Below are 24,564 nucleotides of genomic sequence, written 5' to 3'. Positions count from 1 at the left end.
CTCATCCGCGTCTCTCTGGCCTTCACTTGCATGAGAGGCTGCGAGAAATGCTCAATACAGAAGATTCATTCAGCGTGAGTTCTTCCGGTTCTTTGGACGACGTCCGACATTTCCAAGATATCCCCGCAGGCAGCATCATTTCTTCGAGTGAGCACCCCATATTGACTTCCCTGCCTGCGCAAAATGCCCTCTTTCTCCAAGTTATTGCTGGGCCAGATATGGGAAAGCGTTTTTCGCTGCATCGGAATTCCGCGTTCAGGGTTGGGCGAACCAACGGCGAAATTCAGATACATGACCCTCTGCTAGATACCGAATCCGCTCTAGTCTCGATGACTCCTTCAGGAATATTTATCATCGATGACAGCGAGGAGTATGAACTCAAACTTCACGAAGAAGTCATATGGGGGTCATCCGTCGTCGAGCTAGTGGAGAACACAAAGTGTCGCCACGACGTCGTCCACTCAGATCTTTTTAGCCCGTTTTCGTTGGATTTACCTCCCCGGCGACCGCTTTTTCAGCAGGTCGCCATGATAGTTCTACCCCTTCTCGTGGGAGGAGTAATAGCAGTAATAACCGGTATGTGGTTCTTTCTGATGATGTCGATAGCTTCATCCCTCATGCTGGGTATCAATCTAAAGTCCGGTCACGGCCAATCCAAAAAATATCGGCGCATCCTAGACGATGGCATTGCAAAGGATAAAGCGCGAGCGCATTCCGTACACGGTCTGGAATGCCCGGGGGCGTTGAAACGGCCTCTCTCGGAGGCTATGACGTGGGGTCGTGGCTCACGGGAGGTTAACTGTGAGAGTTCTCAGCTGCGTTTTGAGGATTTACCGATGTTGCAGTCAGTTCCCATCTATTCGCGGTTGTATAAAAACTCTGCTCAGGTATTTGACGCTCATGTTTCAGTGTCGGTGTTTCGGCATCTTCTCTTACAACTCATTCTTAAAACTAAAGGAGCTAGAATTTTCATTGATCCTGCGCTCCTTCGGATTCTTCCTGCGGAATGTGAGCTTTTGCAGGTACTACCAAACGTCGAGCTTATGAGCTCCTCCTCGAATTTAGATGGCGGTAGCGAGCAGGACTGGCTCATTTTTGCTTCGGAGAGTGACGTTAAACTTGAGGGGTGGATTGGGTCAGTAGTGCGGTTCTTGGAGCCTCACCGAAATCGCCCGCCGGTTGATGAGCTCCTCCAACGCCGTGTTCCTCTCACAATTCTCGATGAAGATACTTCGGGTGCGGAAAACAACCTCGCTCTTAGTTTCCATCATTTCGCAGAGTGTCCTGCTCCTCGGTTCGATACCGGGCAAGTACTGAGATGTACTGCTCACGGGATGGCATCGCGGACTTTTGAAAAATTGTTCTTGAACTGGCTAAATCAACTATCTACACTTGCTCTCGAACAGAATTCTGTCGTTGTATCTGAGCACCCCCTCTTTGATATAGATGCCGCGCAAGAGCGGTGGCAAAGTTCCTTATTTACTCGTTCCCTCTCATTTCCTGTGGGCATAAGCGATGGAGCAGAGACCATTCTGGATTTATCAGTTCATGGCCCCCATCTTCTGTTGGCTGGAACAACCGGGTCAGGTAAGTCTCAGCTACTGCGCTCTATCATTCTCAGTCTTGTCTACTCTTTCGCGCCGTCGCGTCTGGCGCTCGTCCTCATCGATTTCAAAGGAGCCGCAGGGCTCGGTCAATTTGAAAGGCTTCCGCACACCCAGGCGGTGCTTTCTGACTTAGAAGAAGGTGAATTTGATCGTTCACTCAAATTCTTGCGGGCAGATTTGGAAAAAAGGGAAAGGCTGTTCCGTTCTCTAGCGGTGAGCTCTTACACTGATTATCTTCACCTGATGTATAAGCGTAACGAAAAGCCCAAATACCCTGAGCTGTTAATCGTGGTTGATGAATTTAAAATGCTCACCGACCAATTTCCTCAGAGCATGAATGAATTGATGCGTGTGGCTACTATCGGCAGATCCCTCGGCGTGCATTTGCTTCTCTCTACTCAGAAACCGCGGGGGAATGTCTCCTCGGATATCACATCCAACATCGGTACCACCCTGTGTTTGCGGGTGGCATCAAGCGCCGAGTCTATCTCTGTCATAGATTCAGACCTTGCCGCCAAAATACCTCTGAGTTCACCGGGTGCAGGATATATCAAGTACTCAGATGGTTCTCTGATCCCTTTTCAATCTCTTTATATTGATTCGCCCAGAAAGCCCCCTGAGCAGGCAGCTTGCTCGCTTTCTATACTCGGAACCGGTATATCTTCGAAGACTTTGATTCCAGAGTCTGCAGATGAAGACGCGCGGTTAGCAGACTATGTAAGTCGTGTGCAGGCGGTTTGCGCGCCTTCGGACTATCGACCAATCCCCCATCGAAAGGCTTCTTCTACTCTTTCCATTTCAGAGGGCCGTCGTCTTTTGTTAGGCGTAGTTGAAATTGCCGCAGCAGGTGATCATCACGAGGTTGAACTAGATAGTCAAATCGGTCCAATTAGCCTGGTGGCAGAGCAAAATCAGAGATGGGAATTATTGAGGACGCTGGCAGTTCAGGCGCTCGCTGCGGATATAGAAACCCATATCTTGTGCGGCGAATATAGCAGTTTTACCTATTTCCAAAATTTTGTACAGGAATCGGGATGGCAGGTGAGTTCACTTGTGGGTCCTTTTGACCCTGAATTCCAAACTTTGGTGTGGAGGGAAGTTACCCAGGAAAGCTCTTCCAATCGCCCCATTTTATTTCTTATTGATGGCTTAGACAGCTGGCTTGAAATGCATGTCAAGGAGCTGGAAGCGAGCAGAACTCTGCAGAGATTACTCATGAATGCTCCAACCAAGAACCATATCGTCGTAGCAGGTTCGCATACGAGCTTAAAGGGAAGCATGGCCCAGCTCTTTTCTACTCAGTTATTGAGCGATGAAGCTATCAGTAAGGATCCGTTGAAATCAATCAGCAAGAATATTCTTCACCCCGCCCCTCATAATTTTTCAGTCGAGGGCAAACTAGTCAAGAAATTCAGTCCCCACTCAAAAATTACCTCTGCAGAATTGATTCCTGCGCAGAGCGCACTACCCAGAGACATCTCCCCACCAATATCTTCACACGAGTGCTGGAATCAGTTGCCTCTAAAGATTACTTTAAAAGAAGCTGCAAAACTTCCTCTTGTTTTCCCAGCTCATCTATCCTCACAGCAGAATCTGGTGCTTCGTACCGCTGTCACGCGGCACAACGAGCTGATGGTAACCGCTTACCCTATGCACCAGTGCACAGCTATCGTTGGTCCCCGCTTATCCGGCAAAACAGCTTTGCTAGATGCTTTGCAACAACTCAACCCGGAATACTCCTATTTGAGAATCTCGGGAAAGATACCCGCAACCGCAGAGCAACTAGCTGAAATCCAGCGACATCTGGAGACTACGCCGCATTTGGTGCTCCTTCTGGACGATTTACAATTTGTGGCACACGAGGTTCAGCAAAAAATTCTGCAGAATATGTCGCAGTTAGAGCACGTATTTTTTACGGTAGTTCCCAATCCACGTCTGATGTCTCTTCCACTGTATTCAGCCGGAATAGGCGCCATCCGCGGATTTGCGTTGATGCCGCAGAGCCCCCGAGATCTTGAGTTTTTCGCCAGCGCGAATTTAGCTGATGACCTCAAGACGGAGGGGCAAATCCCCGCTGGCAGAGTCCTCTACATCAATCAGGGCGACAGCGTAGCTCTACAGGTCCCTATCGAGGGAACGTCCCGATGAGTGCGCTTCAAAGAAAGCGTTGACGGAGGAAGAAAAGAGCATCATAATCGCGAGTCCGCCAAGAAAAACAGCTAACAAGCCAATGAACAGCTGCCCACCCACTACGGTCTGTACTCCTAGGATGACAGCAAATAATTGCCAGACTAAAAGCATTGAACGGGCTGAAGGTTTACCCGCCAAGAGCTTGCAGGCGGAAAAGGCAATGACAGCTGCAATCACCAGGAAGAAAATGGCGAGAGCGATGATACGCCCCATCCCTGTCTCAGATGCTCCCGCCGAAATAATCATGATCACCGAATAACCGGCAATAGCAAGTGCTTCGAGGAAACCCACCCCAGCTGCTACTTTGATAGAACCAGGTGCTTGGAGTGATGCCACAGATTTGCCTCTGTTCGTAATAAAAGCGGATTCTTTAGACTCCATAGTAGCTAAAAATTTAGGGTCTCCTATATACCTCATTTGCACTATTTGCACCTGTGAGATATAACTCAGCTCCCGGAGGAATTTTCTTCTAGAAACCTCTTGTTTACGCTTTCTTTACGTGGGAAAGTTATTGAGGTTTAGAAAGGCCTCTACTCGTAGGGGCCTCATTTGTTGTCATAGTATTTGTTGCAATCAGATACTTGCGAGTTAGCCTCTAATAAGGAGAACGTGCTCATGGATTGGCGTAGCCGTGCTGCTTGCCTGGAGAAGGATCCAGAACTATTTTTTCCCGTAGGAAATACTGGTCCCGCCTTACTTCAGATTGAAGAAGCAAAAACGGTATGCCGTAACTGCACGGTCATGGACACCTGTCTGCAGTGGGCTATCGAAACAGGGCAAGACTCCGGTGTATGGGGCGGTATGAGTGAGGACGAGCGACGCGCTATGAAGCGTCGAGCTGCCCGAGCCCGTCGCGCTTCCTAAGTTTAGGAAACATCGAGTATTAAGTTCCTTGAAAGAGGGGAATCAGCTAACAAGCTGATTCCCCTCTTTCTTTGTTCTAATTTATTAGTTGGTTGTCAGATGAGCACGGATGGTAACTGCTGTACCGCGAGGCTGACGCGGTTCCCATCGAATGGAACCATTGAGCTCGCTGGCAACGAGTGTGCGCACAATTTGCATGCCCAGCCCCTCCCTGCCCTTATTTTCTCGATAAGCTGACGTCCCTGCTTCTTCAATGGGATACTTCACCATTCCGCATCCATCATCACAGATGGTAACGGTGAGTTGTCGTTCATTTTGTGCCGTGAGGCTTTGTAGAGCGGTCAGGGTAACTGTCCCAGTTTCGCCGTCTAAACCATGCTCCACTGCGTTGGCAACGATCTCATTGATAACCAGCGCGAGTGGAGTAGCAAACTGGCTGGGGAGCTCACCAAAAGTCCCGTTCAATTCCGTACGAATGTGTTGACCGGGCGATGCTAGCTCGGCAGCCAGATGAAATTGGCGTTGAATGAGTTCGTCAAAATCCACGTTCTGCGTCAGGCCCTGGGAAAGAGCTTCATGGACCATTGCAATCGTGGCGACACGGCGCATCGCTTGTTCTAGCCCTTGTTTAGCTTCACCCGTTTTCATCCGTCGTGATTGTAGGCGCAACAGCGCTGAAACCGTTTGAAGATTGTTCTTCACACGATGGTGGATTTCACGAATGGTGGCGTCTTTGGTCATCAGTTCCAGTTCGCGACGTCGTAACTCGCTGACGTCGCGGCACAGCAAGATGGCACCATATCTTTCTTCCCCCAACGATGTTTCCTGCCGCAGGGGAATAGCTCGAAAGGTGACACTCGTGTTGCGCACCTTGATTTCGCCGCGCCACGGCATGCGTCCACTGAGCACCAGGGGAAGGGTTTCATCAGCGGTTTCATCCTGGGACATCAGATTTCGTGTAATCTCAACGAGCTGTTTTCCTTCAAGTTCTCCACTAAAACCTAAACGCTTATAGATAGAGGAAACGTTAGGAGAAGCAAAATTTACTATTCCTTCAGAATCCAAGGTCAGGAGGCCATCGCTGACGCGCGGGTTACCGCGGCTAGTACCCACAGATGCGCTGAATTCAGGCCAGGCTCCACGTTTGACCATTTGGATGAGGTCTTCTGCCACCGTCTTGTAGACCGTTTCTATACGAGGTGGGCGCCGCAGCCCAAAGAGCTCAGTATGGATGGTAAGAACCGCGATAGTTCGACCGTGTCTGACCAAGGGAAGCACACCGGTTCGAAGTATTAGTTCATCGGAGGTTTCAGTGTCATCAAGGTACTCGGTCTTTTGATGCCGCCACACTTGCTGGACTACTTCCAGCAGCTTCTCCCCCATTTCTTGGTCTACCATATCGCGGTAAAACACTGTGTGAACGGTGGAGGGGCGAACCTGCCCGGCGCTAGTAAAGTGACGAGGAAATGCAGGCGCCCTCATTGCTGAGAGGTGCTCTGAATCCGGAAGATTCTTTTCGTCCGGTAACCAAAGCACTATATCTGCATGAGCGGTGTCTGCGATTATTTGCCAATCGCCCATCAACAAATGTAACCATTCGGTGTCTCCTGGTCCCAGCGACGCCGCATGTAATTTTGAATCGTTGAGTGACATTACCCCTCCAGAAAAGTTGCTTCATGAAAGATTTTAGTCGCTCATGATCCTTCTAAGATTTACGTTTCCAGGCGCGCCATTTTGCCCTCGAAGGATCATGCGATGATTCTTTACCTGGTGCAGACCGGGTAGCAATGGTCAGATTGTCAGACGAAAACTCACCAACTCCCCTCGCTTTTGTTTCTTCGATAATCAGCGATTCGATCAGGGTTCGTAACGCTTGGCAAACATCTGAAGACGGCGCACTTTCTGCCAGGGTCTGCCCCGTGAGCCAAGATTTATCTATGGCATCTGGATTCCACGGAATAAATCCTTCGATGGGAAGTTGTGGACCGAATCTCTGCCAAGAATGTAGAATCTGCTCCTCCGGTTGCGGTCCGATGGAACCGGGGCGGACTTTGTTGATCCAAACATGCACTTTAGATTTTTCGACGTGGACGTTGGGGGTGGAAAGCAATTCCGAAATTGCTTTCATCACACGAGGCACGCCTAAGGCATCGGCGACCCCCACCAGGATAATTTCATCGGCTTGATCAATTGCAGTTAAAGTAGCTGCGTTTCTGCGTGGCGCGACACCGTCAAAGCTCAGTTCTTCATCAGCTTCTAAAGAAAACCCCGCATCCACTAGCACAAAGTCGTATTTTGCAGTCAATGTTTTCAACACGCTCTCGAGCGCTTGGGAACGTATTTCGGGCCACCGATCAGCTCGGGTTATTCCGGTGACCACATCTAGAGTTCCGCTCTCAATCTTTACCGTGCTCATGATCTCTGCAATTTTCTCTGTTTCCAGATTTCCTCGATCTGCCAAATGACATAGCTGGGACAAAGTTGAATAATCATCCATCATGCCCAAAAGCGAGCTCAGCGACGGAGCATACGTATCGGCATCGACAATACACACGGTATGTTGTTGGTCAGCGAGTATTGCCGCACAGTTTAGAGCGAGAGTGCTACGCCCCGGCGCGCCGGCTGGCCCCCAGAAGGTGATGATTTTCCCTTGCCTATCAGGTTGTACATCTTCTAAGGCCGCAGATGACAGTTCTACCCCTGAAAGAGGACCTCGACCGCTCACACTAACGGGAGTATTTTCGACTTCTTCAGCAGCAGTTTCTAGCGCCTCGATAACCTCTGAAGGGTTCGCCAACGCACTCAGGTAGCGAATATTTTCCAGGGGTTCTGGATCCCCTGGGTCAACGACAGCAACCACGCCGACATCGCTCTCCGCCAGGTAATTCACCAGTGAGGCAGTTAGATCTTCGAATCCACTAATGAGCAGAACGGCTCGAGCAATGCCCGTCTGGGCGATACCCAAAACCTCAGCGAGCTCATGTACGTGTCTCGCTACGCTAACGATACCGCGTTCGCTTTCGATAGCTTCAATATATTTGCCTGAAATATCGCCAAGAACAATAACAGGTACATTCACCGGGCTACCTACTTCTGTCCAAAAGTTGTGGGAACCAAATTAATCTTGTTTTCGTTGTTGGTGGCGTTGAGCACTTCCGCCAGGGCGTCATCGGTGACAAGCAATTGCACAGCAGATTTTCCTGTACTACCAATCATCGATTCCTCAGAATGGACGCCGCTCACCTCAGCGGCTTGCATGACAACTTGCGGTTCAGAATAGGCAGTACCGTTGTCCTTTTTCTTCGATACCCAGATATCTACTCTGTCGCCGGTAGTAAAGGAAGACGCAATAGTAGAATCCATCACAACGGTTGCTAGACGACGGCCGTCATGATCTTGCGCTTTTACAGTATTCTGCTGCAGAAGTGCTCCTGCAGGAATGTTCTGATTGGCTCGGGCGTAATCTGGTAGTGCATCATCTGCGGAGAGATAAAGGTTTTCAGAATCGCCCAATCTCACCTCTGAGAGAGTGAGGTCTTCCTGTCGAATTTCATCTCCCACTTTGATGTCGTGGGCAGCAATGTAGTAATTCTGAGTTTTGTTAGTAGCTCTCATGACGCCGATGACAGCGAGGACAGAAAGCAAAATAAGCAATAATCCAATCAAAAGCTTAGGATCTTTCCACCCCGGTTTATGAATGCGCTCGGCAATGACCTGAGGAGTGACGGTTACTTTCTGAGCCATAGTGGTATCCCGTGTTCGAAATCTGCGATGAGTGATTTGACCAACAGCATACGATGCAATGTCTACTAAAAATAGACTAAAAGCAACCAACCGCACTTTTAGGGACATGCAACCAAATGTACATTTTGTCCCCTTAAAAACCTTTTTCCTAGTCAAACACCAAGAGTCGAGATTATAGTTACTGTAACGGCATCAAACTACATCAAAGAGGTCACAATGGTTAGGAAAAGGTTTCATACCCTCCCCGAGATTTGCGAAATTCTCAACATCACTATGAGTCAAGCACGAGCTCTCGTCAAAAAAGGAGAACTTCCCGCCATTCAGGTAGGCGGACGCGGTCAATGGCGTGTAGAAATTTCTAAACTCGAAGAATATATTGAGCAAGCATATGAACGAACCCAACAACAGGCTGCCAAAGAGGCAGAGGACCAAAAAACCAAAACCTCAGCCTAGGTAAGCAGCGAACAGCAGGCACTAACCTGAGAAAGCTGCACCGTTCGCCACCCTGAGATTTGCTGGGCACGAAAGTGCCCTTCGAGGGGGTGCAAGGCTATTTCTGCGAAATCGAGTCCAACCCTCTCAATTGTTCCCTCAGTAGTTACTGCACCCATGTTGTGAAAAATACGCACAGGAATGCGGGCACTCGCTAACGCGCGAAAAGCGTACCCTAGCGATAGCGAACGAGAAACAGAACGTGCTTCCACCGTAGAGAATGGCGTTCCACCTTCCCACCAGTTGACAGAGTTCATTGGAATTAAAATATTCTCCGAATGAGACTGAAGTTGAATCCATCCTTTTCCCAGGGATTCAAGAGTCCCTTCCCATTGCAACGAATCGCCCGTATTGACGCGCACAGAACGTCCTATTTGCGCCGCCAGACGGTCGGCTTGTTGAATCTTGGCGAATTCACTTCGTCGCACATCACGAGCCTCAGCCTCCACGACTCTTTGATTTTCTGCCGCTAACTGCGTCTCATAATCACGAAAAATTCTCTCCATTCTCATGCTCTAAAAGTAGCATCTCCCCCGTTGAACCCACATGAACTACATATTTGGGGCATGAAATCTCTTTACTATTACTTAAAACACATTCATAATCAAAATAAAGCATCAAAATGCATCAAACGATACGAAATGATTGATTATGAGAACGAAAATTAATATCCCTCTTTCCAGGGACCTCTTTCTTCTTGTGCTCGTTCCTATCCTTTCGCTACTAGCCATTGCGGCAGCGAAGCAGCTACTGAAATCAGGAAAGAATCTGGACCCAGTAGAAAGTGGGCTTATCATCCTCGTTGCTTCCGTAGCAGGGATGATGATTCTCTGGTGGACTATCGGTTTGCTAGGAATACTAAAAGCTATCTGCACAGCCGAAGGAGGGGGCTCTGTCCAACTACCGCATTGGGCTCCAGCCGTTCTACGGCGTGTAGCGGTAGCTGTTCTCGGATTATCAATCTTTGCTACTCCAGCTCAGGCGGTAGATATTACTGCTGGCGCAGAGCCCAGCGCTATTTCCAGTGTGAGCGCCCCAGATGCGGCGGTGTTGCCCTTCTTTCAATCCTCTACAGCCGATGAAGCGGAACATCCGTTCGTCGAACAGCCTCTGCTCACAACGCAGAAAGTTGAAATGACATCCACGCAGAAAGATACAGACAAAGCTGCGCCACAGATTCTCCCCTTTTTCATGTCCGGTATGAGAGAGGAGCCCGAGGGTTCCTCCACGACCTACACGGTGGCCGCCGGAGATAGTCTCTGGAGTATCGCGCAAGCTCACCTACCAGAGTCTGCGACCCCTTCAGAAGTGCTGGACTTCACTCATCAGATCTATGACCTGAATCAAGTAAATCTCGGAGAAATGGATGACCCCATCTTCGCTGACCAGATTCTCACCATTCCCACTTTCACCCCGCACGCATAACTATCCAGGAGTAAAACAATGTCCCATCCCCATGGTCCTCTCAATCAATCATCCCTATCTGCCGATCTCCGAGCAGATGAGAAGCAGACCAATTTTCTTGCTATTTCAGCCGAAGACTACGAGAAATTTAGGCGCAAAATAGTCAAAGAAGAACAACCTGACTCAGTTTCTCGGGGAATCCCTCTCAAACCTTCAGACTCACAGTGTAGAGCCATCGAAGTAATGTGCGCTGGGATAGGTGTCGTTCTGCTTGAGGTATTTGCTGGACGCCGTCCAGCTTCTCATGTGTCGAAATGGCTCAGCAAAGAATGCCAGCAAAGGGTTGTCCTCAGAAGCAAAGTAACTGCAAATAGCCTACGGCGAAAATACGCTCGGGTCCCTCTCAATCACTCGCCTTTTGCACCCCAAATTACGATGCCGAAAACTCGCAGAGCCAAAGCGCAAAAGATTTCTCCCACGGTCTTTGAGGTTTCCCTCATTATGCAAGACTATGCCCGCGTGAGAGCGATGGCGTTGCGGGTAGAAAAGGTTTTCTCCAGATGGCAAATCACTGAGATAGAGATTGCCTAAGCAATGCCCGTTGTTCCCGCACGTTCCCTGATGATGCTGAAGCTGGGACCTAAAAATTGGTCTCCGCATGTAGTGCGGAGGCCAATTTTCGACTAAGACTAAATGTCTTACTTCCTATGCTTCATTTTCACTTCTGACTCATCTACAAACTCATTTTCCAGAGTTTTCGTCTCGGTCCCACCAGATTCGGATGGAGCCGAATACTGCAAGAACTTAGGCTGAGCAGGAATATCCAACTTGATATTGGACGAGCGAGTACGCTGCTTGGAAAGGTCAAGATGATAAAGGTAGCTGACGGTTTCTTCGCGTACTGCATCCATCATTGCCTGATACATTCCATAGCCTTCACGCTGGTACTCCACCAGTGGGTCACGCTGAGCCATCGCTCTGAGCCCAATGCCTTCTTTGAGGTAATCCATCTCGTAGAGGTGCTCAGGCCAATGCTTACCAATGACCGAGAGAACTACTCGACGTTCAATTTCTCGCATAGCCTCTGATCCGACTTCTTCTTCACGCTCTTCGTAAATGACCTGTGCGTCTGCAAGAACTTCCTTGACCAGCTGGTCGCGAGTAATTTTGGACTTATCTCCGGCGTCTTCCGCCAACTCATCAACAGTGAGAGTAATAGGATATACGCTCTCCAGATTCTTCCAGAGTTTAGCGAAGTCCCAATCTTCGGCATGCCCTGTGCTAACTTCAGCGTCGATGGTAGAAGTCAGAACATCACGGGTGAACTTTTGGATGTTCTCCTTGAGATCATCACCGTGCAAAATGGCGTTGCGATCCTTGTACATAGCTTCACGTTGGCGGTTAAGAACATCATCATATTTGAGAATATTCTTTCGTTGCTCGGCGTTTCGGGATTCAACCTGCCCCTGGGCAGAAGCGATAACACGCGAAACCAATTTAGAATCTAGCGCAGTATCATCGGGAGCACCCGCCATAAGGCGACCCGCAGCCTGTCCATTGAACAGACGCATCAAATCGTCAGCTAGAGACAGATAGAACCGTGATTCGCCGGGATCGCCCTGGCGACCTGAGCGACCGCGAAGCTGGTTATCGATGCGGCGCGATTCATGGCGTTCGGTACCCAATACGTAGAGTCCGCCCACAGCGGTGACTTCATCGTGTTCAGCTTGAGCTGCATTTTCACACTCAGCTAAAACCTCGGGCCAGCGGGCCTCATACTCTTCAGTATTCTTTTCGGGATCCAGCCCCAAAGACTCCATCTTTTCAACAGCATTGAATTCTGGGTTACCACCGAGCATGATATCGGTTCCACGGCCAGCCATATTGGTTGCAACAGTCACTGCACCTTTACGACCTGCCTGAGCCACGATTGCAGCTTCACGGGCGTTGTTCTTCGCGTTCAACACCTCGTGTCGCACGCCTTCGCGCTTCAGGAGCTTCGAAAGGTACTCGCTCTTTTCAACGCTGGTTGTACCCACCAAGACGGGCTGCCCTGATTCGTGGCGTTCTTTAATATCTTTGACGACCGCATTAAATTTAGCGATTTCGTCCTTATAAACCTTATCCGGCTGATCCTTACGAGCAACATCTTTGTTAGTCGGAATCGGAACGACACCAAGCTCATAGGTATTCATAAATTCTGCCGCTTCGGTTTCAGCAGTACCGGTCATACCGGAAAGCTTGTCGTACATGCGGAAGTAATTCTGCAAGGTGATAGTAGCCATCGTCTGGTTTTCGGGCTTAACCTCAACCTTCTCCTTGGCTTCAATTGCCTGGTGGATGCCGTCGTTATATCGACGACCAGAAAGAATACGTCCGGTGTGCTCATCAACAATCATGACTTCGCCGTTCATCACGACGTAATCTTTATTATCTTTGAAGAGCTCTTTTGCTTTAATAGCGTTATTCAAGAAACCGATAAGAGGGGTGTTGGAAGACTCATAGAGGTTGTTGATACCCAGGTGATCTTCAATCTTATCGATGCCCGGTTCCAAAATACCTACGGTGCGCTTTTTCTCATCTACCTCATAGTCATAATCGGCTTTGAGGGTCTGTGCAAACCGCGCAAATTCGGCATACCAGCGGTTGGCTTCACCAGCAGCGGGACCGGAAATAATCAGCGGGGTTCGTGCCTCATCAATCAAGATGGAGTCCACTTCGTCCACGATGGCGAAGTTGTGACCGCGTTGTACCTGCTCTTCCACAGTCCACGCCATGTTATCCCGGAGGTAATCGAAACCGAATTCATTGTTGGTGCCGTAGGTGACGTCTGCTAAATATTCTTTACGACGCTGTTCAGGAGTCTGGTTTGCAAGGATAACGCCTGATTCCATTCCTAAGAATCGGAAGACGCGCCCCATTAGATTTGCTTGATATTCAGCGAGGTAATCGTTGACGGTGACCACGTGTACGCCCTTGCCAGTGAGCGCGTTCAAGTAGGCAGGTGCGGTAGCAACCAGTGTTTTGCCTTCGCCCGTCTTCATTTCGGCGATATTCCCCAGGTGGAGCGCAGCGCCGCCCATAAGTTGGACGTCGTAGTGGCGCTTGCCGAGGGTGCGCTTGGAGGCTTCTCGAACCACCGCAAAGGCTTCTGGCAACATGGTGTCCAGCGATTCGCCGTCCTGAGCTCTCTTTCTAAACGCATCAGTTTCAGCGCGGAGTTCAGCATCGCTCATGGCGATAAAGCTGTCTTCTAGAGAATTCACCGCATCAGTGTAAGCGCGGAGCTGCTTGAGAATCTTCTTGTCTCCAACTCGAAGAATCTTTTCTAGGAAAGATGCCACTGAAAACTGACTCCTTGTAATAACGAAAGTAGAGGTTGCGGGTCTCTCCCCAAAGGTAAGAGAAGACACGCTTTCACCATTCTAGGTTACTCTCTGCTCAGAATTTACGAGGTATGGCTTTTCTTCTGTGGGCTAACGGTAAGACATTGGGCACATTTTGCCCTTGAGGTTACACGATATAAAACAAGCAGAGTCGGTAGATTTTTATCTACCGACTCTGCAAAAAATATCTACATTAGGTTTGCTTGGGCACCCAATATTTACTGATTTTTGAGCAAAATTACGCCGTAGGACCAGCCTTTACGACGGTAAACGGCTGAAGGCGCGCCAGTCTCTTTATCAACGTAAACGAAGAAGTCATGCCCTACCAGTTCCATATGGTCAACTGCTTCTTCAGGGGTAAGTGCAACTGCTTTAAAGCTCTTGCGACGGATTTCAATGGGTGAAGAGAGGTCGTCCTCAAGCGAAATTTCTGAACTGAAAGCGGCTTCTTCAACAGTTTGATCTTCAAATTCTATGAGGGGTGAATCCTCAGGAACCAGCGCACCAGTGGCTTCACCCACACTGACCGGGCGTTTGTTGCCGTGTTTGGGAGTTTTTCGTCGGTCGCGAGCGCGGCGTAAACGTTCTAGCAATTTGCCATAGGTTTCATCAAAGACAGCAAATTTGTCAGAGCCCTGGGCTTCTGCGCGCAGGACGGGACCTTGACCTTCTACTGTGATTTCTACTCGAATTGTTTCTGGACCGGAGTGACCTTCTAGCGAGAATTTCACTTCGATGTTGCTCACGCGTTCTCCAAGTTGCTCAAATTTAGCAACTTTTTCTTCGACATACTCGCGGAGGCGATTGGAGACCGTAATGTTTCGTCCAACTACGTTGATTTCCACAATTCTCTCCCAACATTGAAGGGTAGCGTCTGTGATTTAACATTCGCTCAGGAACTTTGGGTGGGTTCCTTATGAACAACAATAGAACACTATATGTTGTCAGTCACATAAATTTCGCACTTAGCGTTGTGTTAAGTTGGTTTCTACGTTGTGTCGCTTTGTTTCCTCTGAGGTTTTCCGCGGGACTGCCGCTACAGTGATAGCTCCTATCACGTGAGCCCCGTGCTTTTCTAGAATAGAGGTGGCTGCTTTGAGGGTTGCGCCGGTAGTCACTACATCGTCTACGAGCACACACTTTTTGCCCCGCAAATCCCGTTCGCGCCCTAACACACTAGTTAAGGTGGGCCGGATGCTCATAGAATCGAGGATTCGACGGCGTCTGGCGCTCACTCCCAGCAATTTTTGACCGGTAGCTGATGAAAGACGCGATTTTTGACACAAGAATCTTCCTAGCTGAAATTCAAAGGTCTCGGTGAGCGGCGTCTTTCGTAGCTGGCGCAGGGTTTGTTGAGCTAATAATTCTGCGGGAACAAACCCCCGACGTCGGGCACTTTGGGCGGTGGACGGGATAGGCACCCAGTAAATTTGTTGAGAGGAGGTTTTATTCCTCATGCCCATTGCTTTTGTAGGTGAGCTACTCAGCGGTCCGAGTATCTCGTATGCCGCACGTACCAGCCCGGTCACAAAATATTCAGTCAGATCAGTTCTGCCACCATTCTTAAAAGCTAAAATACAACGGGCTAGCTCGTGCGTATAAGCTCCTGCGGAAAAAACCGGAGGAAGAGCATATCTTGATTTTGGTCGCATAACTTTCACTAACGAATACCTCACTAGATAATCGCATCTCGTGCAGAGCGCTCTGCCCAGCCCCATGCACTGCCCATAGGAGAGGCAACTGGCACACGTTCGAGGAAAGAAGAGTTCGTAAACCGAATAAAGAAGAGCCCAGAAGGTCTCCGCATCACGATGAGTATGAGCGTGATGTCGCAGTTGAGGTGTCTGAGGAAAAAGTTGCATACCTCCAGTGTCACCGCCCGAGCATCAGCTACACCAGGTTTATTTTCAACTGTGGATAACTTGTAGTGAATAGATGAACTACCCGGAGAAATTAGCGTCTTCCAGCGAAATATCAATGCGTGACCATCGCCCGTCGAGCAATCTGTAGACGCTTTCATCTTGGGTATGCGCCAGTGCAGTTTCGCTACCGGGGGCAGCAGAGATGCTTGCTAGACCATCGAGAGTTTCAATCTGTTTGACCTCGCCCGAGAGGTTTACGATCTCTGTGCTCCCCTGCGAATAGTCAGCCAAGAGCACAGAAGAATCGCTATACCACTGAGCATCTGAGACCTTACCGGTACTGCTCAAGCGGATTGGTTCCATCAAGGCCTCCGGAGTATTGTCGGACCCGCGTTTGATACCCGACATCCAGACGGCTGATTCTCCGCCGCTTTGAGTCACAATCACAGCGCGTGTGCCGTCGCGCGAAATTTTCAAGGAGCTCACCGTGTAGTCTTTGAGCCAATCTGCAGAAATGGTGCGCGGAGTTTGATTCTCTCGATTCGCGATAGATATAGCCTTGACCTCCCCATCAGAAGTAGAGGACCATAACCACTGGAATTGATCAAATGATGGCTGAGTGAGCATTTCCCCCATCATGACAGTCTTGCGTGTATTGGAGTTAATCCAGTTCAGCGAGTTGCGGGCAGCGTTGAGATAAGCAAAGTTCTGTCTCTTATACCCCATAGCGGGAAGTTGCATTGCATCATCCGAGGTATAAATGGTGGTCAGATTACTATCATCGCGGAAGTTTTCGCTCATCCTCATATCCTTGCCAGAGAATCCCACAACTTGCGGACCCACATCGGGATTGATGACTGGCGCCTGATAATCATCCAAACTGTTCTGCTTCAAAACCTGGTCTTGAACGGAAAGCTGAATTGCCTGCACTCCGTTGAGCTGGGACAACGTTTGAGTGAGCTGAGTTTGGAATCTTTCAATATCAAGCTGGGAGAGATTAGCCGCCGGTTCTGCTGTATTCACATCCACCGTTGCGGTGCCCCCATTAACCGGCACTGAATTCCGATTGAGCTGTGTGCCTTCGGGTACAGCAGAGCTGACAGCGCCCTCAAGGTAGGGCGCCGGGCCCTGCAACAGCACGCGAACCAACGACGTCGCAACCGTACTACGGTCTGCAAACCAGCGCGTATCCGGCACGGCATAGGTAAACGTGGAATCGTAAAAATAGAGCGTGAAAGGAGTAAAGACCTTTTCGAAGTTCGCCCGAGAAATGACGATGGCATTCGGTGCGGAAGCGATACGCCACTGTCCGTCCACCTGCTTAACAGTAATGTTGACATCCTGGTTTTCCGCCGCGTCAAAGGAGGTAGCGATACCCTTCTTATCAATCTCAGTTGTTACCGGTACCTTGACGACGAAGTCCTCGCTCTTTCCCCCCTGCTTGAGATTCACCTGGTCTCTATAGACGAGGGTCTTATCATCAGGTTGCCAGGTCTGCGCAAATTCGGGTGTCAAAAACTCACGCGCCACTGTGTAATCATCGTGGGCGCCGATACCTGCCTCTATAAATCCACGCACAATTTGTTCTGGGCTAGCGTTCTGGCTCGGTCCCTGTGCCTGGATATCCGCCGCAGAAGCCGAGGCACTCTGTGCAGGGTCAGCATAGTGGTTGACGGAACCGTCAGTTGGAATACTCCCGCAACTTGTAGCTGTGAGCAGAAAGATGAGCCCCAAAGAAGAAACTTTGTACAAAGGTCTAATTTTCATCGGGCACTTCCTCCGAAGAAGCAGCGGTATAACGAGAATTTGGTTCAGGCTTATCGAGTTCGTGATCGAGCGAAGCTACAGTGAGTATGCTACCCGTGGCGGCAGTTTGCTCAGTTGACCGCAGAGAACCGTTTTCTGGTTCACCTGTTAGTAGCACGGGCGAGGACCCCATAGGAATATCTTGGTTCAGCGGCAAGGTCATGCGGAAGCACGCACCTTCGTCCGGCTTGCCCCACGCTTCCAGTGTTCCTTGGTGCAAACGCACGTCCTCGGCTGCGATAGAAAGCCCCAAACCGGTTCCTCCCAACGTACGTTTACGGGAAGGATCAGCACGCCAGAAACGATTGAAAACTTGATCCAAATGCTCAGGTTTCATACCGATACCGTGGTCACGTACTGCAAGACCAACCGTGTTTTCGTTCACGCCGATGTACACGTCAATCGGGTTACCTTCGCTGTGCTCCACTGCATTGAACAAGAGGTTACGCAAAACCCTTTCGATACGGCGGTGATCCATCTCCACCATAATTTGTCGCTCGTCCGTATGGAGAGTGAGCTCCGTACCGGTTCGCGCAAGATGCGGTTGCACTTCGAGCAAGACATCGTTGATAACCGCCAGTAAATCAACCGGCGCGCAATCGAGCGTGGCGGAACCGGCGTCAAACCGCGAAATCTCCAGTAAATCTGCCAGCAACGAATCAAAGCGATCTACCTGGTGGTAAAGAAGCTCCGTGGGACGGCGGTACGCCGGATTCAAATCTTCACGACCGCTGTAGAGCATCTCCGCCGCCATACGGACGGTAGTCAAAGGGGTACGCAGCTCATGCGAGACGTCGGAAACAAATTGCTGCTGCATGCTAGAAAGGGTTTCCAGCTGAGAAATCTGGTTCTGTAACCCGTCTGCCATGCGGTTGAAGGAATGACCCAACCGAGACGTTTCGTTTTCCCCTCGCACAATCACACGCCGGTCAAGATCACCGGCTGCCAGTTTCTCGGCCGTTATAGCAGTGGAGGCAATAGGGCGGATAACCGTTCGCGTCACAAACCACACGATAGAAAGAACAACCACAAGCAGAATCAAGAATGCCAGCAGAATCACCAGGTTGATATACCGCATGGTCTGCTGGGACGCCGATAAGTCATACACCAGATAAAGACCATAGTCAGGGTTCTGGTGAATCTTGATAGACGTACCTACAAATAGAACCGGATGCGTTACACCATTCTGAGTAATACTCGATGACTGCCAATAGATACCGCCGTCGTCCTTCCGCACTGCCTCATCCAGCTCCGCAGGAACCGCATCGGCAGTAATAGAAGGACCCTGGCTGTGAGCTGTAATTGAACCGGGATTATCTGGATCTCCGTGAGGCACCAAAATCCACTGCCGGCTAGAATCACTGCCGTCTACCTCAAGAACCGTCATAAAGCGCAGAACGTCGCGTTCAATCTCCGAATTTGCAGTGGCATCAGAGCTATCAAGAAGTGACTGAACATTCGTAAAGCCGCTCTTAGATTCTTCCAGTGCTTGGCTGAGGCGACCATCAAACAGAGAATTAGCAATCTGATGTGTCAAAAATGAACCCACGAAGATGAAAGCAATCATCATCAAAATACCAGCTGCCGACACAGCACGGAATTGAAGCGACTGTCGCCACAGTTGACGGACAGTTTTAATAGGATGACGCCGAGGATTCAGTTCTGACGCTGGAGCTGCATTCACCTTCGGCAGTGGTGCGGTAATTGACACGAAGGGTAGTCCTAGCGGTGCGGTTTATCTGAGACGGCCTTATAACCTACGCCGCGCACAGTCAAAACAATCTGAGGGTTCTCAGGGTCCTGCTCAATCTTTGAACGCAGGCGCTGAATATGAACGTTGACCAAACGAGAATCAACCGATTTTTCGTAACCCCATACGTTATCTAATAACGATTCGCGGGTCATTACTTGCCCCGGTTGCTGCGCCAAATTTGCCAGCAAATCAAACTCCAAAGGAGTCAGTGAGATGTTCTCTCCCCCGCGGCTGACGGTATGACCGGCGAGGTCTATCTCCAACCCGCCTACTAGCAGATGACCCTTGCTGTGCTCTTCTTTAGGGCGCAGACGAGCACGTACGCGGGCTAACAGCTCAGCAGGTTTGAAGGGCTTGGCGATATAATCATCTGCACCGGCTTCAAGCCCCCGCACGACGTCCTCAGTATCGCTCTTGGCGGTCAACATGATGATAGGGACATCTGACTCCTGGCGAATCTGGGTGCACACCTCGATACCGTTCATACCCGGAAGCATAAAGTCGAGAAGGATGAGGTCCGGCTGGTGAGTACGGAAAGCATCAGCGGCTTGGTCGCCCGTCTCGCAAATAGCTGTTTCAAAGCCTTCTTGAGCTAGTACGATTCCGACCATCTCAGCCAGAGCTTCGTCGTCGTCCACGACGAGTATGGTTGCGTTCATTATTCTCCTCTGAAAAATCAGCAGACTCTTTCATCTTAGCGGGGTCCAAAATAAGTGTGAAAAGTTACTGGTCCTGCGCAATTTCGGAGACTGCCCGCGCCGTCTCGGTCAGATGTCTTAACACCGCTGTAGCCTGCGGGGAGGAAATTTCAGAGAGGTCTCCTCGCTCCGTCAAGGTCAGACCGCTTAACTGGTCAGCAGAGAGGCCTACCGTCCGCCAGGATTTCCACAGCGAATGGGCAAGAGATGAAACACTCTGAACTTGGTGGGTATCTGCTACCCCCAGCCATACCTGCTGCCCCGCTTCAATCAGGGTGGCTACTTTCTCCCAATCCCTTTCTTCAAAATTTTTGGAAGAAAATGCGCTTGCGTTTACAGTCGATTGCAAACTGGCAAGGTATGGGTGGGGTGCATTCGCAACTGCAGTGAAAACATTGTGGTTCTTCATCTCCAGTGCCAGTAGTTCGTAGCTACTCTCTAATATCTCAGGTTTGATTGCCCGATACGTTCTCAACCCGCTTGCTGTTGAGATTTGACCGGCCATCGCTGCTCCCAAATCCGGTTCATCGAACTGGATAACGATTTGCTCATCCGGCACAGCCTCACGCACCAGTTTGAGCCAAGAACCAAGACCGGCAATGAAAGCATCCCGAATATCTCGTACCGCACCGTAATCTGCGATGGCGCGCTCCCCCTGCGGCAGATGCAAAGAAGAAGCCAGAGTAAAGGGACCGCAGAATTGCAGTTTCAGAGCATTGCCGGAAGCGCTTTCTTTGCCCACGGTATCTGCCAGAGCATTTAAATCAGAAGTGAAGAGCGAACGCGCTTTTTCTGCTTCCCGGGAGTAGCCAGAAACCAACCGCCACCCGAAAGAAGCTCCATCTGCTTCGAGGCCGTCCAACACAGCGATACTTCGAGCCAACGTCGACGCCGCATAACCCCGATCAGGTAAAGCAGGAAGATACGACAGATGTGGTGACCCCAATTCACCGCGCACGCGATGGACTGTATCGATGACATCGCTACCCGACCAGTTCCCCAACCCCGTACAACGTACAAAATACCGCTGGTCAAACGTTACACCGGCGTCCATCCCCTGCTTCTGGCTCAGCATTTCATGATCGATGCTGGCATACTGGGCGATTCTTTGAACTCGCGGCATACACGGCTCCTCATAAAGGATGAGCTAGTTAGCTGCCTCTCGGGCAATCTGCTCATGATGTTTGATGACTTCGGAAATAATAAAGTTCAAAAACTTCTCGGCAAATTCAGGATCCAACTCTGCTGCTTCAGCAAACGACCGCAACCGCCTAATTTGTTCTTCTTCACGTTTGGGGTCACCGGCAGGTAAGGAATGCTCAGCTTTGAGAAGCCCCACCTTTTGGGTGGCTCTAAATCGCTCTGCCAAAATATAAACCAAGCTGGCGTCAAGATTATCAATGGTTCGGCGAATGCTGAGCAACTCAGCCATCACAGAATCATCGGCGGTATTCTGCAAACTTGAAGCATTCTGATTGAAATCTTCATTAGCTTTAATTTCTTGTGAAGCGCTCATGATGCAATCCTAATCGATAGGAGAAAAATGCTCCTTTTCCCTTCTCAAAGAAAGGAGCAACTTCCCTCATCTATCAGGGCCTTATGCTGCCTGGATATCCGCGCGGTTCAATGAATACGCCCGGTTAATAGTTGCCTGTCCTAAGACTCTGGTGCCCTGGTACATCACTACCGTTTGACCGGGAGCTACACCCTTGAGTCCTTCTTTGAGACGAACCACGATTTCCAAACGTAGCTTTCCAGCTTCCACAGATTCGTCGTCCTCCACCCATTCCATATGAGCAGCAGAAAGCACGGGATCGGCATGCGCCCTCACCTGGGAGGTAATTTCGAATTCTGCGCTCTGAGCGCCCCGTTCCGGCGTCTTTTCGAGGAACTCGGTGACTTCGGCAATAGGCAGACCTGCCCAGGTTGCACGAATCCCACGAATCTCATCAACGGCAAGTAACTCACGGGAACCTACAATAACTTCGTTTGTTTTGGGTTTGACTTCCAGCACAAACCGCGGCTTACCATCTGCTGCCGGACGCCCCAGGGCCAGCCCCTTGCGCTGGCCCACGGTAAATGCCTGAGCGCCGGTATGGTGACCTAAAACGTTACCCTCGGTGTCCTTAATTTCACCTTCACGCAGCGCAATATGATCACCTAGCCAAGCGCGAGTATCCCCTTCAGGGATAAAGCAGATGTCATAGGAATCAGGCTTCTTCGCTACCGAAAAACCGCGTTCAGCAGCTTCGGCACGCACTTCGTCTTTTGAGGGGGTATCCGCCAGCGGGAACCACGCGTGTTTGAGTTGCTCGTGAGTAAGTACACCCAATACATAGGACTGGTCTTTTGCCCAGGTAGCTGCACGATGCAATTCGCGGTTGCCGTCTTTATTAGCTATCACTTTGGCGTAGTGTCCCGTCACTACGGCGTCGAAGCCCAAGGCAACAGCTTTTTCAAGGAGGGCTGCGAACTTAATTTTTTCGTTACAGCGCATGCAGGGGTTAGGTGTGCGCCCGTGCTCGTATTCAGAGATGAAATCATCGACGACGTCCTCTTTAAAGCGCTCGGAAAAATCCCACACATAAAAAGGAATGCCCAGTTTGTCGCATACTCGGCGAGCGTCCATCGAATCCTCGATGGTGCAACAGCCGCGGCTACCGGTGCGCAAAGTACCGGGCATCCGCGATAGAGCCAAGTGCACCCCGACGACGTCGTGGCCAGCATCAACTGCCCGAGCTGCTGCGACTGCAGAATCGACTCCGCCACTCATTGCTGCCAAAATCTTCATAAAAATCCTTCTGTATATGGCACGCCAACAGCGCACCTTCAAGTCTGTGAAAAGTCAGAGCACTTTAGTGCCACATCGAAGCGTCAGGGGTACGTGCTGCCAATCCAGCCGAATATGCCTGTTTGAAAGCGGCAGGAAGTGCCTGCAGTAGCTGATCAATATCTTCAGCAGTGGTGCTGTGCCCCAGGGTGAATCGTTGAGCCCCGCGCGCTACTGTTTCCTCGACTCCCATAGCTAAGAGCACGTGAGAGGGGCGGGGTACGCCAGCGTTACAGGCTGATCCTGTGGAGCTCTCCACCCCTGCCATATCCAGCAAGAAGAGAAGCGAATCACCTTCGCACCCTTCAAAAGTGAAATGCGCGTTGGCAGGTAGCCGGTTCTGCGGACCATTCTCCATAATCTGCAAATCTGTTTCAGGTTCAGGACCCCGCAAGATTGCCTGAGGAATTTCTGTGCGGACTAATTTAATCAGGCGATTTCTCAAGAGAGCAATGCGGCGAGATTCTTCAGCAAGATTCTCGCTCCCCCACTGAGCTGCTACCCCAAAGCCTGCAATAGCGGCAGCATCGATAGTGCCCGAACGAACCGAACGTTCTTGTCCACCGCCGTGCTGAACGGGTGTCATCTTTGCCTGGCGCGTAGCGATGAGGGCTCCAATACCCATGGGCCCGCCAATCTTATGACCGGAGATAGCCATGGTGTCCACACCTGATTCTCGGAAGTTCACCTCAAGCGCGCAAAAAGCCTGCACGGCATCGGTATGAACAGGAATCCCATACTCATGAGCGATGGCGGTTATCTCAGCAATAGGCTGAACAGAACCCACCTCATTATTTGCCCACATCACCGTTACCAGTGCAACCGATTCAGGATCTTTCTCAATCAATGTTCGAACGCTGGCAGGATCTACTACTCCCTCAGAGTTGACGGGAATCCACTCTACGATGGCGTCGTCATGTTTTTCTAAAAATTCCGCAGCTTCCGATACCGCATGATGCTCAATAGCAGACACCAGAATACGGCGGACGGATGGATTCGCTTCCTTCCGGTTCCAGAAAAGTCCTTTTACCGCCAGGTTATCTGCCTCGGTGCCTCCGGAGGTAAAAATAACTTCCGCTGCATCGCAACCCACCGCCGAAGCGACCTGCTCTCTGGCAGCCTCTACCACAGCGCGAGCGCGGCGTCCTGCAGAGTGCAGGGAAGAAGGATTACCACCAACTCTCATTTGTTCCGCCACGGCATCAACAACGGGACCGAGGACGTCGGTCGTTGCGGCGTGGTCAAGATATACGCGAGAAGAACTCATAAGGGTGCCTTTTTTCGAGAGAGCTTTAGCTTGATTATTTTACGCTTCATTGAGAATTTAGCCCATGAGATGGTTCACGAATCACGTATTCATCTGCAGGCTTTATTTCATGCGCCTAGACTGAAGGGGTGTTTAAGATTCTTTTCTATACTCCTGAGATTCCCGGCAATACGGGAAATGCTATTCGTTTGGCTGCTATTACCGGTGCAGAACTTCATGTGGTGAAGCCGCTGGGGTTCAATTTTGAAGACGCTCATTTGCGCCGGGCGGGTCTTGATTACCATGATTTGGCGGTCATGACCGTGCACGAGACGTTGGAGGATGCGTGGGCGGCGCTTCTTCCCGCTCGTGTTTTTGCTTTCACCACCACAGCGGAGAAAAATTTTGCAGATGTGAAATACCGTGAGGGTGACGTGCTGATGTTCGGGCCCGAATCAGTGGGATTACCCGCTGAGGTTCAGCAGGCAGAGCAGATTACCGAGCGTGTGAAGATTCCTATGCTGGAAGGGCGACGCTCGCTTAACCTTGCCAATTCAGCATCAATTGCCGTGTATGAGGCATGGCGTCAGCTGGGGTTTGCCGGTTCCACTTTCGAATAGGAACCATCAGGTTTTCTAGAACCGCCAGTGAATCCTATAACAAAATCCCGGTCACTCATAAT

The 24,564-nt window shown here is 50.3% G+C and carries 21 protein-coding genes; 6 read left to right on the top strand and 15 right to left on the bottom strand.

Annotated features, from left to right (window positions below; genetic code table 11):
- Positions 1-47 precede the first annotated feature (47 nt).
- Positions 48-3,755 (top strand): FtsK/SpoIIIE domain-containing protein, encoded by a 3,708-nt coding sequence (locus IDM48_RS04200; RefSeq protein ID WP_190618172.1) that lies wholly within the window; start codon positions 48-50, stop codon positions 3,753-3,755.
- On the opposite strand, the gene IDM48_RS04195 is transcribed toward IDM48_RS04200, so the two are convergent.
- Positions 3,723-4,133: a hypothetical protein gene (locus IDM48_RS04195; RefSeq protein ID WP_141669414.1), complete on the bottom strand. Its 411-nt coding sequence runs from the start codon at positions 4,131-4,133 to the stop codon at positions 3,723-3,725. The two genes, IDM48_RS04200 and IDM48_RS04195, sit on opposite strands and share 33 nt — an antisense overlap.
- A 279-nt stretch (positions 4,134-4,412) precedes the next feature.
- Between IDM48_RS04195 and IDM48_RS04190 the strand changes: the two genes are divergently transcribed.
- Entirely contained in the window at positions 4,413-4,661 is a 249-nt protein-coding gene (locus IDM48_RS04190) for a WhiB family transcriptional regulator (RefSeq protein ID WP_068171655.1), read from the top strand.
- An 84-nt stretch (positions 4,662-4,745) separates the two neighbouring features.
- Here the strand turns inward: IDM48_RS04190 and IDM48_RS04185 are convergent, their stop codons facing one another.
- From IDM48_RS04185 to IDM48_RS04175, 3 genes are read right to left on the bottom strand one after another with little or no spacing between them, the layout of a single operon-like run.
- Entirely contained in the window at positions 4,746-6,314 is a 1,569-nt protein-coding gene (locus tag IDM48_RS04185) for a sensor histidine kinase (protein ID WP_190618170.1), read from the bottom strand.
- A gap of 52 nt (positions 6,315-6,366) precedes the next feature.
- Positions 6,367-7,740 carry a CpaE/TadZ family protein gene (locus IDM48_RS04180; protein ID WP_190618169.1) on the bottom strand — a complete coding sequence of 458 codons (1,374 nt, stop codon included), beginning with the start codon at positions 7,738-7,740 and terminating at the stop codon, positions 6,367-6,369.
- Positions 7,741-7,748: 8 nt separating this feature from the next.
- Entirely contained in the window at positions 7,749-8,405 is a 657-nt protein-coding gene (locus IDM48_RS04175) for an SAF domain-containing protein (protein WP_068172551.1), read from the bottom strand.
- A gap of 216 nt (positions 8,406-8,621) precedes the next feature.
- Here IDM48_RS04175 and IDM48_RS04170 point away from each other — a divergent pair, with 216 nt between their 5' ends.
- Positions 8,622-8,858 carry a helix-turn-helix domain-containing protein gene (locus IDM48_RS04170; RefSeq protein ID WP_151144414.1) on the top strand — a complete coding sequence of 79 codons (237 nt, stop codon included), beginning with the start codon at positions 8,622-8,624 and terminating at the stop codon, positions 8,856-8,858.
- On the opposite strand, the gene IDM48_RS04165 is transcribed toward IDM48_RS04170, so the two are convergent.
- On the bottom strand, positions 8,855-9,403 hold the full coding sequence (locus IDM48_RS04165; protein WP_141669436.1) for a histidine kinase: 549 nt from the start codon (positions 9,401-9,403) through the stop codon (positions 8,855-8,857). The two genes, IDM48_RS04170 and IDM48_RS04165, sit on opposite strands and share 4 nt — an antisense overlap.
- A 193-nt stretch (positions 9,404-9,596) precedes the next feature.
- Here IDM48_RS04165 and IDM48_RS04160 point away from each other — a divergent pair, with 193 nt between their 5' ends.
- Both IDM48_RS04160 and IDM48_RS04155 read left to right on the top strand, forming a co-directional pair.
- On the top strand, positions 9,597-10,322 hold the full coding sequence (locus IDM48_RS04160) for a LysM peptidoglycan-binding domain-containing protein (protein WP_068172544.1): 726 nt from the start codon (positions 9,597-9,599) through the stop codon (positions 10,320-10,322).
- A gap of 18 nt (positions 10,323-10,340) precedes the next feature.
- Positions 10,341-10,892: an Rv3235 family protein gene (locus IDM48_RS04155; RefSeq protein WP_068172539.1), complete on the top strand. Its 552-nt coding sequence runs from the start codon at positions 10,341-10,343 to the stop codon at positions 10,890-10,892.
- A gap of 107 nt (positions 10,893-10,999) precedes the next feature.
- On the opposite strand, the gene secA is transcribed toward IDM48_RS04155, so the two are convergent.
- The 10 genes from secA to IDM48_RS04105 all read right to left on the bottom strand — a co-directional run bounded on the left by secA (position 11,000) and on the right by IDM48_RS04105 (position 23,903).
- Positions 11,000-13,645, bottom strand: a complete 2,646-nt coding sequence (gene secA, locus IDM48_RS04150) for a preprotein translocase subunit SecA (protein ID WP_068172535.1) — start codon at positions 13,643-13,645, stop codon at positions 11,000-11,002.
- A gap of 260 nt (positions 13,646-13,905) precedes the next feature.
- A complete protein-coding gene (gene hpf / locus IDM48_RS04145; RefSeq protein ID WP_068172532.1) occupies positions 13,906-14,532 on the bottom strand; it encodes a ribosome hibernation-promoting factor, HPF/YfiA family in 627 nt (208 codons plus the stop codon).
- A gap of 120 nt (positions 14,533-14,652) precedes the next feature.
- The gene (locus IDM48_RS04140; protein WP_190618167.1) at positions 14,653-15,339 is read right to left on the bottom strand and encodes a ComF family protein; all 687 of its coding nucleotides are present in this window, start codon (positions 15,337-15,339) and stop codon (positions 14,653-14,655) included.
- Between the two features lie 288 nt (positions 15,340-15,627).
- Positions 15,628-17,316 carry an LpqB family beta-propeller domain-containing protein gene (locus IDM48_RS04135; protein WP_190618166.1) on the bottom strand — a complete coding sequence of 563 codons (1,689 nt, stop codon included), beginning with the start codon at positions 17,314-17,316 and terminating at the stop codon, positions 15,628-15,630.
- A complete protein-coding gene (gene mtrB / locus IDM48_RS04130) occupies positions 17,306-19,066 on the bottom strand; it encodes an MtrAB system histidine kinase MtrB (RefSeq protein ID WP_238398043.1) in 1,761 nt (586 codons plus the stop codon). Before mtrB ends, IDM48_RS04135 begins: the two co-directional genes overlap by 11 nt.
- Positions 19,067-19,077: 11 nt before the next feature.
- A complete protein-coding gene (mtrA, locus tag IDM48_RS04125; protein WP_068170557.1) occupies positions 19,078-19,767 on the bottom strand; it encodes an MtrAB system response regulator MtrA in 690 nt (229 codons plus the stop codon).
- A gap of 64 nt (positions 19,768-19,831) precedes the next feature.
- The gene (locus tag IDM48_RS04120; RefSeq protein ID WP_190618164.1) at positions 19,832-20,929 is read right to left on the bottom strand and encodes a uroporphyrinogen decarboxylase/cobalamine-independent methonine synthase family protein; all 1,098 of its coding nucleotides are present in this window, start codon (positions 20,927-20,929) and stop codon (positions 19,832-19,834) included.
- A 24-nt stretch (positions 20,930-20,953) separates the two neighbouring features.
- A complete protein-coding gene (locus IDM48_RS04115; RefSeq protein ID WP_068170561.1) occupies positions 20,954-21,322 on the bottom strand; it encodes a chorismate mutase in 369 nt (122 codons plus the stop codon).
- An 81-nt stretch (positions 21,323-21,403) separates the two neighbouring features.
- Positions 21,404-22,597 (bottom strand): tRNA 2-thiouridine(34) synthase MnmA, encoded by a 1,194-nt coding sequence (mnmA, locus tag IDM48_RS04110; protein WP_190618162.1) that lies wholly within the window; start codon positions 22,595-22,597, stop codon positions 21,404-21,406.
- A gap of 64 nt (positions 22,598-22,661) precedes the next feature.
- A complete protein-coding gene (locus IDM48_RS04105) occupies positions 22,662-23,903 on the bottom strand; it encodes a cysteine desulfurase family protein (RefSeq protein WP_068170564.1) in 1,242 nt (413 codons plus the stop codon).
- 128 nt (positions 23,904-24,031) lie between these two features.
- Here IDM48_RS04105 and IDM48_RS04100 point away from each other — a divergent pair, with 128 nt between their 5' ends.
- Positions 24,032-24,502, top strand: a complete 471-nt coding sequence (locus IDM48_RS04100; protein WP_068170566.1) for a tRNA (cytidine(34)-2'-O)-methyltransferase — start codon at positions 24,032-24,034, stop codon at positions 24,500-24,502.
- Positions 24,503-24,564 lie beyond the last annotated feature (62 nt).

This window comes from Rothia amarae (genome assembly GCF_014705945.2).
GTDB classification, from domain to species: Bacteria; Actinomycetota; Actinomycetes; order Actinomycetales; family Micrococcaceae; genus Rothia; species Rothia amarae.
The sequence above is the reverse complement of the archived record's forward strand: the minus strand, read 5'-3'. Positions and strand labels throughout refer to the sequence as shown.